The organism is Streptomyces sp. NPDC033216 (assembly GCF_055577115.1).
Genome location: NZ_JBVIQK010000005.1, coordinates 300589 through 315006 on the forward strand (window position 1 = coordinate 300589; position 14418 = coordinate 315006).

Here is a 14418-nt window from a genome sequence, read left to right on the forward strand (position 1 = left end):
AAGAGAAGGGACACGTCACGGTAATGGGAAATCCGTTTGACGACGAGACCGGGACATTTCATGTGCTGGTCAACGAGGAAGGCCAGCACTGCCTGTGGCCGGCGTTCGCACAGACACCCGACGGTTGGAAGGCCGTCCTGTCCGACGTCGGCCGGGCCGAGGCCCTCGACCACATCGAGCGGAACTGGACCGACCTGCGGCCCCGGAGCCTCGCCGAGGCGGGCTGACCGGCCGCGGCACCCACCGCCCACCACGCACCACCTCACCACCGCACCACCTCACCACCCAGGAAAGGAACGACACCATGAGTGCCATCACCATCGACGAGACCGTCGAGACCCAGGTGAGAGAGATCATCGCCGACGCTCTCGAACTGGAGGAGGAACTGACCCCGACGGGCCTGTTCGTCGACGAGTACGGCGCCGACTCCCTCGCCGCGATCGAGTTGCTGTCCACGCTGGAGAAGACCTTCGGCGTGACGATCGAGCAGGACGAGCTGCCCAAGATGGTCAACCTCGAGGCCGTCCTCGAGGTGCTGTCCCGGGCCGCGGCGCGATGACCGCCCGGCGTGTGGTGCTGACCGGGATCGGGGTCCTGTCCAGCATCGGCAACGGCGTCACCGAGTTCACCCGGGGCCTGCGTGAGGGCCGGTGCGGGGCGGGCCCCATCACCCGCTTCGACAGCGCCGGATTCCGCCGGCAACTCGCCCATGAGGTGCAGGACTTCACCCCGTCCGCATGGGTCCGCCACACGCCGGCCGAGCAGCTCGGCCGCGCCACGCAGTTCTCCGTCGCCGCCGCCCGGATGGCGGTGAGCGACGCCGGGCTCGACCCGGCGGATCTGCGGGGCGGGCCGGGCCTGGTCACCGTCGGCACCACCGACGGCGAGGCCGACGCCCTCGACCGGCTGGTCGAGGCCCAGGCGAACGGCACCGACCCGGCCGGGCTCGACCCGGTCGGCGTCGGCCGGCTCGCCGCCCACCGGCTGGCCCTCGCCGTCGTGAAGGAGCTGCGGCTGCCTCGCGCGGTGCCCTCCGTGCTCGGCACCGCCTGCGCCGCCGGCAACTACGCCGTCGGCGACGGCTACGACGCCGTACGCTCCGGCGAGGCCGAGTGGGCGCTCGTCGGCGGGGCGGACGCCCTGACCCGGCGGACCTTCGCCGGTTTCCACCGGCTCGGCCTGGTCGCCTCCGACCGCTGCCGGCCCTTCGACGCCCACCGGGAGGGACTGCTCACCGCCGAGGGCGCGGGCATCCTCCTCCTGGAGAGCCTCGACTCCGCCCGCGCCCGCGGCGCCCGCATCTACGCCGAACTCCTCGGCTACGGCCTCAACTGCGACGCCCATCACCCCACGGCGCCCAACATGGACAGCGTCGCCCAGGTCATGCGGCTCGCGCTGGCCGACGCGGGCGTCAAGCCCGAGGAGGTCGACCTCGTCTCGGCGCACGGCACCGGCACCCCCACCAACGACGTCACCGAGATCCGGGCCGTCCGCCAGGTGTTCGGGGACCATCCGCCGCGCACCGTCGCCCTGAAGTCGATGCTCGGCCACTCCATGGGCGCCGCCAGCGCTCTCGGAGCCGCCGCCTCGGCGCTCGCGCTGACCCACGGGTTCATCCCGCCGACCGTCAACCACCGCTCCACCGACCCCGAATGCGCCGTCGACTGCGTGCCCAACCACGCCGTCGACGCCGACCTCAGAGTCGTCGTCAACAACGGCCTGGCCTTCGGCGGCAACAACGCCGCCGTCGTCCTCGGCAGACACGAGGAGACCTGATCATGACGACCGTCGCGGTCCCCACGGACCGCCACTTCATCACCGCCTGGTCGGCCGTCTCGCCCTACGGCGTGGCGAGCGCCGACTACGCGCGGGGCATCGTGACGGAGGACCCCGGCGGCAGCCGGGCCGTCCCCGTCCCCGAGGGACACGCCGCCGGGGAGGCCTGCCTGGTACCCGGATTCGAGGTGCGGGAGGTGCTCGGCCGGGCCGGCACCCGCACGATGGACCGGGCCACCGGCCTCGCCGTCACCGCCGTACGGGAACTCTTCGACGAGGCCTCCCGCGAACAGCGGCCGGTCCCGGTCGGCACCGGCACCGCGCTGGTCCTCGGTACCACCCTCGGCAGCGCGCAGAGCCAGCACGACTTCGCCATGGCCTCCTTCACCGGGGACAAGCCGTACGACGTGCCGGCCCAGTTCATGCCGAACGTGCTGATGAACTGCCCCGCCGCCGCCAGCGCCATCCGGTTCGGCCTCAAGGGACCCAACACCACCCTCGCCGGGGGCCGGCCGACGGGGCTCATCGCCCTCGGCTACGCCCGCCGCCTCCTCGCGGCAGGCCGCGCCGAACGGGTCCTCGTCGGCGCCGTCGAGGAGTATTCGCCGTCCCGCTCCTGGATCGAGCACCACACCAGGGGCGCCGACGAGACACCCGGTCCGCTGGGTGAGGGCTGCGCGCTCCTCCTGGTCGAGCCGGGCAACGGCATACCGGCCGGTCGCACCGCTCTGGCCGAACTCCTCGCCGTGGACGCCCGCGTGGACGTCGACGACGAACTCGCCAGCACGACCGAGGCGTCCGTCCGGGACGCCCTCGCCTGCGCCGGCGTCGAGCCGTCCGAGGTGTGGGCGGCCGTCGGCGGCGGACTCACCGGACGGGCCGGGCACGTCGAAACGGCGCTGCTGCGGCGGCTGTTCGGCGCCGACGCCAGCACCCGAGTCGACGTCCACGACCGCATCGGCGACACCGCGGGCGCCTCCACCGCCTTCCAGCTCGCCGCCCTCCTCGCCGCCGCCCGCCGTACGCCGGAGGCCCACGGCAGAGCGGCCGTGATCACCTCCGTCGACCGCGACGGCTCGGTCGCCTGCGCGGTGGTACGGCTCCTAGGGGAGGCGCCGTGAGCACGGAGAACACACGAACGGGGAGCCGTAGGGGGAGCCACGCCGGGACGGACGCCCGCAGCGCTGCCGGGACCGCCGCGGGGAGTGGCGCCGGGAACGCCGTCGGGACCGCCCTGATCAGCGGAGGATCGCGGGGCATCGGACGGGCCACCGCGCTGCGGCTCGCGCAGGACGGATACGACATCAGCTTCGCCTACCGCTCCGACGGGGAGGCCGCGAGCGGGCTCGGCAAGGAGCTGGACGAACTCGGCGTGCGCTGGCTCGCCCAGCAGCTCGACGTCGTCGACGCGCGGGCCGTGCGGGACTGGGTCGCCCGCACCGAGAACGAGCTCGGACCCGTCACCGTCGCCGTCGCCTCCGCCGGTATCACCCGCGACCGCCCCCTGCTGCTGATGTCCGACCAGGACTGGCAGGACGTCATCGACACCAACCTCGACGGCACCGCCCATCTCTGCCGCGCCGCCCTCTTCCCGATGGTCAAGCGGAAGTCCGGCGTCATCATCACCCTGTCCAGCGTCTCCGGCGCCGGCAACCCCGGCCAGGGCAACTACTCGGCGTCCAAGGCCGGAATCATCGGCCTGACCTGCGCCCTCGCCAAGGAAGCCGCCCGCTTCGGCATCCGCGTCAACGCCGTCGCCCCCGGCATGATCGAAACCGACATGACCGCCGGGGCCTTCACCGAGGAACAGCGCGCCCGCACCCTCGCCGCCGTACCGCTCGGCCGTTTCGGTACCGCCCAGGAAGTCGCCGAATCCATCGCCTTCCTCGCCTCCGACAAGGCCTCGTACATCACCGGCGCCGTGCTCCGGATCGACGGCGGGATCGTCGTGTGACCGGCCGCTCCACCGACCTCACCCCACCACCCGACACCGGGAGTAGACCTGCCATGACCGCGCCCGTCGACCTCACGCCCAAGGCCACCGCCAACCACACCCCGCTCGTCGACACCCACCTGCTGCCCGCCGACGACGACGGTGCACGAGCCACTCACCGCGTCTACGAGCACCTCGTCGGCATGTGGGCACCCGGAGTCATCGAGGCCGCCCAGGACCTCGGCGTCTTCGCCACCCTCACCGACGGCTCCGCCACCGCGGCCGGCCTCGCCGAGACCCTCGGCACCGACCTGCGCGCCACCCGCGTCCTGCTCGACGGGCTGCACGCCTACGACATCGTCGGGCGCGAGCGCGGCGGCGACGGCCAGGCCGTCTACACCCTGCCCGCCTCCCTGCACGGCGTGTTCGCGCCCGACGGGCTCTACAGCCTCGCCGGGAAGATCACCCACGACCGCAACGTCGCCTGGCACGCCTGGCGGCACCTCGCCGAGAACGTCCGCAACGGGGCGCGCGGCGAGCACGGCGGGCAGCAGGTCAACCAGATATCCGAGGAGGACTACACCTCCCTCGCCCGCGGCATCAACTTCTGGGCGCCGCCCGTCGTCTCCGTCCTCGCCGACGCGCTGCGCGAGCGGGGCTGGGGGGACGACACCGAGGCCGTTCTCCTCGACGTCGGATGCGGTACCGGCATCTACAGCCACCTGCTGCTCCAGGCGTTCCCGCAGCTGACCGCGCGCGGGCTGGACGCGCCGCGGATCACCGCGATCGCCGCCGAGCAGGCGGAGCGGCTGGGCGTCAGGGAGCGGTTCTCGCCGCTCACGGCGGACTTCTGGAACGACGACTGGGGCAACGGCACGGACCTCGCGCTGTTCGTCAACATCTTCCACCTCCAGACGCCGGAGTCGGCGCACGAGCTGCTGCTGAAGACGGCCAAGGGGCTCGCCGAGGGCGGGGTCATCGCGATCGTCGACCACATCGTGGACGAGGAGGCCGGCTCGGCCAACGTACAGAACCGCTTCTTCCGGTTGTTCGCGGCGTCGATGCTGGCGACGGGCGGTGGGGACGCGTACACCGTGCACGACTACGACCAGTGGCTGTCGGACGCCGGGCTGCGGCGGATCGCCCTGCTGGACACGCCGATGCACCGGGTGCTGCTGGCGGGGCGCTAGCACGGGGGGCGGGCGGTGACCGTCACGGGGCTGCGCCCCGGACCCCGGTCCCGCCCGCCCACCCGCCGGCTCGGTAGGCCGGGGGCGGTCGGCCGGGGCCGTGCCCCGGACCCCGTTCTCGCCCGCCCACCCGCCCGGCCCGGTCAGTCGAGAGGCACCGTCACGGGGCTCCCGCCCCGGACCCCGGTGGGGGCTGCGTCCCCTGCGCCCCTCGACCGCCCGGCTCGGTCGGCCGGGTGGCGGCCGTCACGGGGCTGCGACCCTGACCCCGGTCCCGCCCGCCCACCCGCCCGGCCCGGTCAGTCGAGAGGCACCGTCACGGGGCTGCGCCCCGGACCCCGGCGGGGGGCTGCGTCCCCTGCACCCCGTGCGAAGCCCCACCCCTGCCCGGCGGCCCTTGGGGGCCGCGTCCCCCTCATCCCTTCCGGGCCCCGCCCTCCAGCCTCGATGGGCCCTCGCCTCCCCGCCCCCCGGCGGCCCCCGGCCTTCCCCGACCCCCCGGTGGGCTTCCGCCTTCCCGACACTCCCGCCGAGCCCCGCCTTCCCCGACACCCCTCGAGGGCGCCTTCACCGCACCCCCGGGGAGCCCGAACCTCCTCCCCCCGCCGCCTGCTCCACCCATCCACCTCATCCACCCAGGAGCAACCATCCCATGACGCGACACCTCTTCACCTCCGAATCCGTCACCGAGGGGCATCCCGACAAGATCGCCGATCGGATCAGTGACGCCGTTCTCGATGCTCATCTCGCGCAGGACCCGTATGCGCGGGTCGCCGTGGAGACCCTGATCACCACCGGGCAGGTGCATCTCGCGGGGGAGGTCTCCTCCACGGCGTGTTTCGATGTGGCCTCGCTCGTGCGGCGGGAGATTCTGGACATCGGGTACGACCACTCCGTCAAGGGGTTCGACGGGGCCACCTGTGGTGTCTCGGTGTCCCTGGGGCAGCAGTCGCCGGACATCGCGCGGGGCGTGGACGCCGACGACACCGCCGGTGACCCGCTGGACGCGCAGGGGGCGGGGGACCAGGGGCTGATGTTCGGATACGCCTGCCGGGACACCCCGGAGCTGATGCCGTTGCCGGTGTCGCTCGCGCACCGGCTCGCGCAGCGGCTGACGGCCGTCCGCAAGGACGGCACCGTCCCCTACCTGCGGCCCGACGGAAAGACGCAGGTCACGGTCGAGTACCAGGGGAGCCGGCCGGTCCGGCTGGACACGGTCGTCGTGTCCGCGCAGCACGCCGCCGACGTCGACCTGGACACCTTCCTGGCCCCGGACGTCCGGATGCACGTCATCGAGCCCGAGCTGGCCGCCCTGCGCGAGCGCGGCATCGACCTCGACACCGACGACTTCCGTGTCCTGATCAACCCCACCGGCCGGTTCGAGATCGGCGGCCCCACCGGGGACGCCGGACTGACCGGACGGAAGATCATCGTCGACACCTACGGCGGCATGGCGCGGCACGGCGGCGGCGCTTTCTCCGGCAAGGACCCCTCCAAGGTGGACCGTTCCGCGGCGTACGCGATGCGCTGGGTCGCGAAGAACGTCGTCGCCTCCGGACTCGCCGACCGCTGCGAACTCCAGGTCGCCTACGCGATCGGCAAGGCCGAGCCGGTCGGCCTGTTCGTCGAGACGTTCGGCACCGCCCGGGTCGCCGTCGACCGGATCAAGGACGCCGTCGCCGAGGTCTTCGACCTGCGTCCGGCGGCCATCATCCGCGACCTCGACCTGCTGCGCCCGGTCTACGCGCAGACCGCCGCCTACGGCCACTTCGGGCGCGAGCTGCCCGACTTCACCTGGGAGCGCGCCGACCGCGCCGACAAGCTCCGCGCCGCCGCGGGCCTGGGCTGAGAGGGGAGCCGGGCCATGTACACCGACCCGCCCGCGCTGCCGTTGCCCGCGGGGCTTCCCGCGCCCCGCTTCGAGGTCGTCTCCGGCGATCCCGACATGACCGAACTCGCCGCCCTGACGCTCGTCCTGTACGCCTTCACCCAGTCCCGTCCCGAGTCGACGGAGGCCACCCGTTCGGTGGCCGAGTGGTGGCGCCGGCGTCCGGGCGAGTACGGGACCGCGGGTTCCTGGCGGGACCGCGGATGACCGCTTCCCCCCGCTGTCACGCGGTGAGCCCGCCGCCGTCCGGGTACGTCCCGAGCGGCGGCGGGCTCCTTGCGCGGGGCCGGGCCGCGTCACGGCAGGAGGCCGTAGGTCGCGCCCAGGCCGACCACGACCGTCGCCGCCAGGGCGTGGCAGGTGTAGGTGACCCGGCCGGCCACCGGCCACCAGCCCCGGCGCCAGGCCACCACGGTGCAGATCAGGAGCAGTGCGGTGGCGGCGGCCGCGGCCGCGACCAGGTGGGGGATCAGGGTCAGCAGGGGCGAGTCGCCCACGAGGACGGTCCGGTTGAGGGCGTTGCCGTCGCCGGTGAGCCGGATGAAGCACACCGTGGCCGTGGCCAGGATCGCGCCGGTGAGCCAGGCCAGCGTCCAGGCGAGCCGGCCGCCGGGCGCCTTGGCCTTGCGGCGTCGTACGTACGCCACCAGCGGGAGGAGCAGGAGGGCCGCGCCGAGGACCGCGAGGCCGGCCATCAGGGCCTGCTGGTGCAGGACCGGCGACTGGTACCAGGGCAGCTTCTCGAAGACCTGGGTCGGGTCGGAGGCCAGGGCCAGCCGGCCGTCGCGGAAGGCGATCCGGTCCTGTCCGGCGCGCTCCTGGAAGACGCCCGGAGCGACCGGCACCCAGTGCTGCTCGCCGACCCGCGGGTCCCGGGCCAGCCCGGTCGTGGTCAGGGAGCCGTCCTCGCCCGCGCTGACGTGCACGGAGGTGGTGAGGGCCGCGACCCGCGTCAGGTCCGAGGTGCTGGTGCGGGTGGTGCGGTAGTAGCCGGAGTACGGGGAGGCCGCCGCCCCGTCCTGCCGGGTCAGCTGGGCGGAGGCGCCGGCCGAGGGCCTGTCGGCGGGCTTGTTCCGGTCGGTGGCGGAGGGGATGACCGTGGCGCCCCTGCCGCCGTCACCGAGCCGGTCCGCCACCCGGTTGACCAGTTCCTGTCCGGCGAAGGAGGCGCTGCCGTCGACGCCGTCGCCGTTGTAGACGACGTACACGCCGACTCCGGACGCGGGGAGCAGCGCCAGGTTGCCGTGGAAGCCGGGCAGGTCGCCGTCCTTCACCCACATCCGCTGTCCGGCCCGCTGACGCTCCTCCAGCAGGTAGCCGATGCCGGGCAGCCGGGGGTCGTTGGCGAACTGGCGGTGCAGCATGGCACGGGTGGAGGCGCGGGTGAGGACCGGGCCGCCGTCGTCGAGCAGGGCGCTCATCAGGCGGCCCATGTCGGCGGCGGTGGTGACGGCGCCCGCGCCGGTCGGCGTCCAGGCGCCGTACTGTCCGTCCTCGGCGCGCTGCCGGCCGCCGTCGGGCCGGTAGCCGAGGGCGAGGGTGTCGGTGGTGCGGGCGTCGGGCCGCGCGAAGGTGGTGCGGGACATGCCGAGGGGCTCGAGGACGGCGCGGTCGATGTAGTCGGCGAAGGGGGTCCCGGTGACCTGTTCGACCAGATGACCGGCGAGCGCGACACCGTAGTTGTCGTAGCTCGCCACCTCGCCGGGCGGCCGTACCCGCTTCGGCTGGTGCTTGTCGAGGCTCTCGCCGAGGGCACCCGCCGGCTCGGGCGAGGTGCCGCCGCGGCCGAGGATGCTGGTGTCGAATCCCGCGGTGTGGGTCAGCAGATGACGAACCGTGACCGGATGGCCGGGGTAGCTGTCCTTGATCTTGAAGGTGGTCAGGTACCGGTTGACGTCGGCGTCCAGGCTCAGCTTGCCCTTCTCCACCTGCTGGAGCACGGCGACCGCCGTGAACAGCTTGGCGTCGGAGGCCATGAAGTAGCCGGTGCGCCGCGGGTCGCTGCGCACGTTCCGCTCGACGTCCGCCAGGCCGTAGCCCTTGGTCAGTGTCTGCCCGTCGCGGTCCACGACGACGACGGAGGCGCCCGGGACGCGGTAGTCGGCCAGCTGCTTCGGCACCAGTTCGTCCAGCAGCGCGGACAGGCTGCCGCCCTGCCGTGCGGACGCCGTACCGGCACCGACGCCGGCGCCGGGGCCCGAACGGCCGTCCGCGGCGGCCGGGGTCACCACGCACAGGACGGCGGTCACCACGGCCGCCACCAGGATGAGGATTCGCTCTCGGCTCGTCATGCCTTCGATTCCACCCGAGGCGGCCGTCGCGTCCCATGGCCCTGTGTGGTGTCCGTGGGGTACCCAGGTACACCCCCCGGGAGGGGACAATGGTCCCTGGATCGGCGGCACGTGGCGCACCAGGATGTAACACGTACGGCGGCAACGAGCCGTCAGATCTCAGGAGTTGTGGCATGAATATCGCCAAGGACGCGCGTACCGCAGTCGCCGGACTTCCGCTGGCCGGTCTGGCCGTCGTCGAGGTGTTCTTCTTCTCCCTGCTGGTGACGGCGATCTCGCTGCTCGGGGCGGGCATCGGCCTCTTCCTCGTCCCGGCGGCCGCGGTCGCCGCCCGCGGCACGGTGAACATCACCCGCCGGCTGGCCGGCGCCCGCCTGGAGGACGGCATCCCCGAGCCGTACCTGCCGGAGCCGCCCCGCGAGGGCGGTGTCAAGAGCTGGTGGGCCCGCACCCAGTGGATCCTCACCGACCCGGCGACCTGGCGGGACCTCGCCTGGATGCTGGTCAACCCGGTCGTCGGAATCGCCCTGGTCCTGCTGCCGCTGGCCCTGGTCGCCTTCGGGCTCTTCGGTCTGCTGATGCCCATGCTGTGGGAGGACATCAGCGGCAACGGCGGCAACAACTGGTACTGGTTCGTCAAGGTCACCGACAGTCAGAGCGCCCTCTACGCACTCGGGTTGGGAATTCCGACCCTGCTGATCGGCCTTGTCTCCGCCCCCGCCCTGATGCGCGCCCACGCCCAGCTCGCCCGCACCCTCCTCGCCCCCACCGAGACCTCCCGCAAGGTCCTGCACCTCACCCGCACCCGCTCCGAGGTCGTCAGCAGCTCCGCCGCCGAACTGCGCCGCATCGAGCGTGACCTGCACGACGGCGCCCAGGCCCGCCTCGTCGCCCTCGGCATGAACCTCGGCGTCGCCGAGCAGCTCCTCGCCAAGGACCCGGAGGCGGTCCGCGCGATCCTCGCCGACACCCGCAAGGCCTCCGCCAGCGCCCTGACCGAGCTGCGTGACCTGATCCGCGGCATCCACCCGCCGGTCCTCGCCGACCGCGGCCTCGCCGACGCCGTCCGCGCCCTCGCCCTGGACAGCCCGCTCGACGTGTCCGTCACCGCCGACCTGCCCGGCCGCGCCGACGCCCCCGTCGAGTCCGCCCTCTACTTCGCCGTCTCCGAGACCCTCACCAACGCCGCCAAGCACGCCTCCCCCACCCACGTCGCCGTCGACCTCTGGTACGCCGACGGCCGGATCCGCGCCCAGATCAGCGACGACGGCCACGGCGGCGCCGACCCCTCGCGCGGTACCGGCCTGCGCGGCATCGAGCGCCGCCTCGCCGCCTTCGACGGGGTGCTCGCGGTCCACAGCCCGGTGGGCGGACCCACCACCCTCACCCTGGAGATCCCTTGCGCGTTGTCCTAGCCGAAGACCTGTTCCTCCTGCGGGACGGCCTGGTGAGGCTGCTGGAGGCGTACGACTTCGAGATCGTGGCCGCCGTCGACAACGGGCCCGGCCTGCTGAGGGCCCTCGTCGACGAGCGGCCCGACGTCGCGGTCGTCGACGTACGTCTCCCGCCCAGCTTCACCGACGAGGGCCTCCAGGCCGCCCTCCAGGCGCGCAGACAGGTCCCGGGCCTGCCGGTGCTGGTCCTCTCCCAGTACGTCGAACAGCTCTACGCGCGTGAGCTGCTCGCCGACGGCAGCGGAGGCATCGGCTACCTGCTCAAGGACCGCGTCTTCGACCCCGACCAGTTCGTGGAGTCCGTGCGCAGGGTCGCCGCCGGCGGCACCGCGATGGACCCCGACGTCGTCGCCAAGCTGTTCGCCAAGGACAGCAACGGCCCCACCGGCTCCCTCGCCCGCCTCACCCCGCGCGAGCGGGAGGTGCTGGCCCTGATGGCCGAGGGCCGCTCCAACGCCTCGATCGCCCAGGCCCTGGTCATCACCGAACGGTCCGTCATCAAACACACCTCGAACATCTTCGCCAAACTGGACCTGCCGGTCTCCGACGACGCCAACCGGCGGGTCCTGGCCGTTCTGGCGTTCCTCAAGTGACCTTCGCACGGGGCGACCCGCGCAGCGCCAGCCCCGTCGGCAGCACCGTCGCCGCCACCGCGATCAGCGCGCACGCCATCGTCGTCCACCCGAGCGCCGACCACGGCACGACCACCGTCACCGGCGCCGACAGCAGGCCCAGCGCGCCCGCCATGCCGGCCAGGTTGACGACCGTCACCGCCAGCCCCAGCGCCGCGCCCACCGCGACCACGGTCAGCGCCTCCGCGGCGGCCCAGCGCAGGACCTGCCCGCCGGTCGCCCCGGCCACCCGCAGGGCCGCCACGTCCCGGCCGCGCTCGGCGGCGCCCATGACGAGGGTGTTCGCGAGGGAGATGCCGGTGTAGAGGAGCGCGATGCCCAGGACGAGCAGCAGGCCGAGCCGGGTCGTGCGGCCGGCGGCGGGGTGACTCGCGCGCACCCACTCCTGTTCGGACCACACCCGCACCCCGTCGATCGCCGACAGCCCGGCCACGACCGCCGCCGGGTCGGCCCCGGCGCGCACCCGCACGTCCACCCGGTCGACGCCCGCCCCGCCCGCGTTCGCGGCGGTGACGTAGGCCCCGTTGTCGCCGGTTCCGGTCGCCAGCACGGCGGCGATCCGCAGCGTCCTCGGTGTGCCGTCCCCGAGCCACACCCGTACCCGCTGCCCCACCCGGTGCTCGGCCCACTCCTCGTTCACGACGATCGACCCGTCGTCCAGATCCGCCGCCCGCCCGGCCACCACCGGCAGCCGTACGGCCCCGGCGAGCGCCCGCGGGTCGACCGCCCGCGTCGGCGAACGCACCAGCGCCACCCCGTCCTCCAGGGTGTGCAGGACCGTGGCGGACGAGGGGAACACCGCCGCGCCGGGCACCCGCCGCAGCTCTTCCAGCGCGCCCTCACCGACGTCCGTCACCACGAAGTCCGCCGCCGTCTGCCGCCGTACCTCCGCCGCCCCGGCCGCGTCGAGGGTGGCCGTCGCGCCCAGCAGCGAGCCCGCGAGCGCCACCGTCACCAGCACGGGTGCCGCGACGGCCGCCGTACGGCGGACTCCGGCGACGGCGTGCGCCCGCACCAGCAGGCCGGTCGTGCCGGGCAGTCGGGGCACCAACGGCCCCACGAGCAGGGGCGACAGGAGTGCCACTGCCGTGATGAGGAGCATCGGACGGCTGACGTACGTCTTGCGGTGCAGCAGGTCGCCCGGATCGGCGGCCAGCGCGTACGCCAGGGTCGCCGCCGCCGCGAGCAGCAGGGCCGCCCCGCACACCAGCCGCCCCCACGGCGGCGTCCGCCCGTCCGCCGCCGCCTCCTCGCGCAGCGCCCGCGTCGGCGAGGTCCGCCCGGCCCGCCAGGAGGCCACGGCCGCTCCGGCCTGCGCCACGGACAGGCCCGTCCAGAAGGCGAGATGGTACGGCCACGTGTGCCCGCCGATCGCGTACCAGGCCGGTGCGAGACCGCCCTCGACGACCGCCTGGCCGAGCAGCGGCGCACCGTACGCCCCCAGGGCGCAGCCCGTCGCCGAGGCGAGGACGCCGACCAGCAGCGCCTCCAGCAGGACCGTCCCGCGCACCTGGCCCGGCGTGGCGCCGGCGAGGCGCAGCAGCCCGAACTCCCGGCGCCGCCGCTCGACCGCGAACGCGAAGGTGGAGGCCACGACGAATACCGACACGAACGCCGTCACCCCGCCCGCCGTCCCGAACAGCGCGTTGAGCGCGGTGAGCGCCTCACCGTCCCGCCCGGGGTCCGCCTCCGCCAGCCGCCGCGCGTCCCCGGTGAGCACCCGCGCCCCGGACCCCTCCACGACCGCCCGCACGGCAGCCGCCTCCGCCTCCACCACCACCTGCCGGCTCACCGGGGACAGCCGGGCAGACCGCGCCTCCGGATAGAACACGGTGTCCTCGAAGCCGAGCCCCCGCACCGTCCCCACCACCACATCCCCGGTGCTCAGCCGCTCACCCACACGCGCCCAGCCGCCCGTGACCACGACCTCCCCGTCCGCGCCCGGCGCCCGCCCGGCCGTCAGCTCGTACGGGGCGAACCGCGCCGTCGGCCACGGATGCCCGACCAGACCGCCCGGCCCGCCCGCCACCCGCACCGGGAAGGAACGGTCCTCCGTGACCGGCCCGAGCGCCCGCAACGCGGCGAGAACCCCGGCCGGCAGGGCCCGCGGCCGGTCCAACTCCGCCGTCCGCACTCCGTCCGGCGTCACCACCCGCAGCGCGTCCTGCCCCCTCACCACCACCGGTGCCGCCGCGAACCGTTCCGGCACCCGCACCGGCGCCTCCAGCGAGGCAGCCAGCGCCTGCCCCATCACCGCGACCAGGCCCACCCCCAGCGCGAGGGCGACGAAACTCCCGACCAACCCCGCCCACCGGATCCGCAGCGTCCGCAATGCCACACTCAGCATGCCGGGACCCCCTCGGCGTTCCGCACCGCTGCTTCCCGCATCGGCGACTCCCCAGCGCTCTCCAGCCCCGCCGTCCGGGCCGCGACCGTCTCCGCGTCGCCCCCGGCCAGTTCCCCGTGCACCCTCCCGTCGACCAGGAACACCACCCGGTCCGCGTACGACGCGGCCACCGGATCGTGGGTGACCATCACGACCGTCCGGCCCTCCTCGTCGACCATGCCGCGCAACAGCGCCAGCACCGCGCGGCCCGTCGTCGAGTCCAGCGCGCCGGTCGGCTCGTCGCCGAACAGCACCTCAGGCCGGGTGATCAGGGCGCGGGCCAGCGCCACCCGCTGCTGCTGACCCCCCGACAGCTCACCCGGCCGGTGCCCGCCCCGGTCCGCCAGCCCCACCCGCGCCAGCGCCTCCCGCACCCGTGCCCGCCCCGGACGCCGGCCGGCCAGCCGTAGCGGCAGCGCCACGTTCTGCTCGGCGGTCAGGGCGGGCAGCAGGTTGAACGCCTGGAACACGAACCCGATCCGCTCCCGCCGCAGCAGCGTCAGCCGCCGCTCGCTCAGCCCGCTCAGTTCGGTCCCGCCGATCCGCACGGACCCGGCGTCCGGCCGGTCCAGCCCGGCGGCGCACTGCAACAGTGTCGACTTGCCCGACCCCGACGGCCCCATCACCGCCGTGAAGGAGCCGCGAGGCAACGCGAGCGTGACCCCGTCGAGCGCGGTCACCCCGGTCCCGGCCGACCCGGCTCCGGTGGATCCGTACACCCGCCGTACGGCGGTCAGTTGGACGGCGTGTGCGGTCATCTCGGCTGTTGCTCCCACCCGTTGGACTCCAGTGGACCCAGACAACCGCGAGGAGACCGGCGCGGTCGCTGGGGCAGGGCCGAGACCTGAGGTAGGGCCAGGCCTACCCC

The 14418-nt window shown here is 74.1% G+C and carries 13 protein-coding genes; 10 read left to right on the forward strand and 3 right to left on the reverse strand.

Going from position 1 to position 14418, the window contains the following annotated elements; translation table 11 throughout:
* The first annotated feature begins 23 nt into the window (after positions 1-23).
* From ACZ5Y0_RS13040 to ACZ5Y0_RS13075, 8 genes are all read left to right on the forward strand, one after another.
* On the forward strand, positions 24-227 hold the full coding sequence (locus ACZ5Y0_RS13040; protein WP_469128709.1) for an MbtH family protein: 204 nt from the start codon (positions 24-26) through the stop codon (positions 225-227).
* Between the two features lie 77 nt (positions 228-304).
* Entirely contained in the window at positions 305-559 is a 255-nt protein-coding gene (locus tag ACZ5Y0_RS13045) for an acyl carrier protein (RefSeq protein ID WP_469128710.1), read from the forward strand.
* A complete protein-coding gene (locus ACZ5Y0_RS13050) occupies positions 556-1776 on the forward strand; it encodes a beta-ketoacyl-[acyl-carrier-protein] synthase family protein (protein ID WP_469128711.1) in 1221 nt (406 codons plus the stop codon). Before ACZ5Y0_RS13045 ends, ACZ5Y0_RS13050 begins: the two co-directional genes overlap by 4 nt.
* A gap of 2 nt (positions 1777-1778) precedes the next feature.
* On the forward strand, positions 1779-2897 hold the full coding sequence (locus ACZ5Y0_RS13055) for a beta-ketoacyl synthase N-terminal-like domain-containing protein (RefSeq protein ID WP_469128712.1): 1119 nt from the start codon (positions 1779-1781) through the stop codon (positions 2895-2897).
* A 113-nt stretch (positions 2898-3010) separates the two neighbouring features.
* Positions 3011-3730 carry a 3-oxoacyl-ACP reductase FabG gene (gene fabG / locus ACZ5Y0_RS13060; protein ID WP_469128882.1) on the forward strand — a complete coding sequence of 240 codons (720 nt, stop codon included), beginning with the start codon at positions 3011-3013 and terminating at the stop codon, positions 3728-3730.
* Between the two features lie 53 nt (positions 3731-3783).
* A complete protein-coding gene (locus ACZ5Y0_RS13065) occupies positions 3784-4899 on the forward strand; it encodes a class I SAM-dependent methyltransferase (protein WP_469128713.1) in 1116 nt (371 codons plus the stop codon).
* Positions 4900-5551: 652 nt separating this feature from the next.
* Positions 5552-6748: a methionine adenosyltransferase gene (gene metK / locus ACZ5Y0_RS13070; protein ID WP_469128714.1), complete on the forward strand. Its 1197-nt coding sequence runs from the start codon at positions 5552-5554 to the stop codon at positions 6746-6748.
* Between the two features lie 15 nt (positions 6749-6763).
* On the forward strand, positions 6764-6994 hold the full coding sequence (locus tag ACZ5Y0_RS13075; protein WP_469128715.1) for an acyl-CoA carboxylase subunit epsilon: 231 nt from the start codon (positions 6764-6766) through the stop codon (positions 6992-6994).
* A gap of 89 nt (positions 6995-7083) precedes the next feature.
* Here ACZ5Y0_RS13075 and ACZ5Y0_RS13080 read toward each other — a convergent pair whose 3' ends face one another.
* Complete coding sequence (locus ACZ5Y0_RS13080; RefSeq protein ID WP_469128716.1) at positions 7084-9078, reverse strand: serine hydrolase domain-containing protein; 1995 nt, start codon at positions 9076-9078, stop codon at positions 7084-7086.
* A 173-nt stretch (positions 9079-9251) separates the two neighbouring features.
* Here ACZ5Y0_RS13080 and ACZ5Y0_RS13085 point away from each other — a divergent pair, with 173 nt between their 5' ends.
* Both ACZ5Y0_RS13085 and ACZ5Y0_RS13090 read left to right on the forward strand, forming a co-directional pair.
* The gene (locus ACZ5Y0_RS13085; RefSeq protein ID WP_469128717.1) at positions 9252-10493 is read left to right on the forward strand and encodes a sensor histidine kinase; all 1242 of its coding nucleotides are present in this window, start codon (positions 9252-9254) and stop codon (positions 10491-10493) included.
* The gene (locus ACZ5Y0_RS13090) at positions 10478-11125 is read left to right on the forward strand and encodes a LuxR C-terminal-related transcriptional regulator (RefSeq protein ID WP_469128718.1); all 648 of its coding nucleotides are present in this window, start codon (positions 10478-10480) and stop codon (positions 11123-11125) included. The genes ACZ5Y0_RS13085 and ACZ5Y0_RS13090 overlap by 16 nt, the downstream gene beginning before the upstream one ends.
* Here the strand turns inward: ACZ5Y0_RS13090 and ACZ5Y0_RS13095 are convergent.
* Positions 11118-13511, reverse strand: coding sequence for an FtsX-like permease family protein (locus ACZ5Y0_RS13095; protein WP_469128719.1), 2394 nt, complete (start codon positions 13509-13511; stop codon positions 11118-11120). The two genes, ACZ5Y0_RS13090 and ACZ5Y0_RS13095, sit on opposite strands and share 8 nt — an antisense overlap.
* A complete protein-coding gene (locus ACZ5Y0_RS13100) occupies positions 13505-14308 on the reverse strand; it encodes an ABC transporter ATP-binding protein (protein WP_469128720.1) in 804 nt (267 codons plus the stop codon). Before ACZ5Y0_RS13100 ends, ACZ5Y0_RS13095 begins: the two co-directional genes overlap by 7 nt.
* Positions 14309-14418 lie beyond the last annotated feature (110 nt).

Bases quoted from the DNA above. Each gene is read 5' to 3' on its own strand.
- ACZ5Y0_RS13080 (WP_469128716.1), bottom strand. From the start codon at position 9,078: ATGACGAGCCGAGAGCGAATCCTCATCCTGGTGGCGGCCGTGGTGACC.
- ACZ5Y0_RS13065 (WP_469128713.1), top strand. From the start codon at position 3,784: ATGACCGCGCCCGTCGACCTCACGCCCAAGGCCACCGCCAACCACACC.
- ACZ5Y0_RS13055 (WP_469128712.1), top strand. From the start codon at position 1,779: ATGACGACCGTCGCGGTCCCCACGGACCGCCACTTCATCACCGCCTGG.
- ACZ5Y0_RS13040 (WP_469128709.1), top strand. From the start codon at position 24: ATGGGAAATCCGTTTGACGACGAGACCGGGACATTTCATGTGCTGGTC.
- ACZ5Y0_RS13095 (WP_469128719.1), bottom strand. From the start codon at position 13,511: ATGCTGAGTGTGGCATTGCGGACGCTGCGGATCCGGTGGGCGGGGTTG.
- metK (WP_469128714.1), top strand. From the start codon at position 5,552: ATGACGCGACACCTCTTCACCTCCGAATCCGTCACCGAGGGGCATCCC.
- ACZ5Y0_RS13045 (WP_469128710.1), top strand. From the start codon at position 305: ATGAGTGCCATCACCATCGACGAGACCGTCGAGACCCAGGTGAGAGAG.
- ACZ5Y0_RS13050 (WP_469128711.1), top strand. From the start codon at position 556: ATGACCGCCCGGCGTGTGGTGCTGACCGGGATCGGGGTCCTGTCCAGC.
- ACZ5Y0_RS13075 (WP_469128715.1), top strand. From the start codon at position 6,764: ATGTACACCGACCCGCCCGCGCTGCCGTTGCCCGCGGGGCTTCCCGCG.
- ACZ5Y0_RS13100 (WP_469128720.1), bottom strand. From the start codon at position 14,308: ATGACCGCACACGCCGTCCAACTGACCGCCGTACGGCGGGTGTACGGA.
- ACZ5Y0_RS13085 (WP_469128717.1), top strand. From the start codon at position 9,252: ATGAATATCGCCAAGGACGCGCGTACCGCAGTCGCCGGACTTCCGCTG.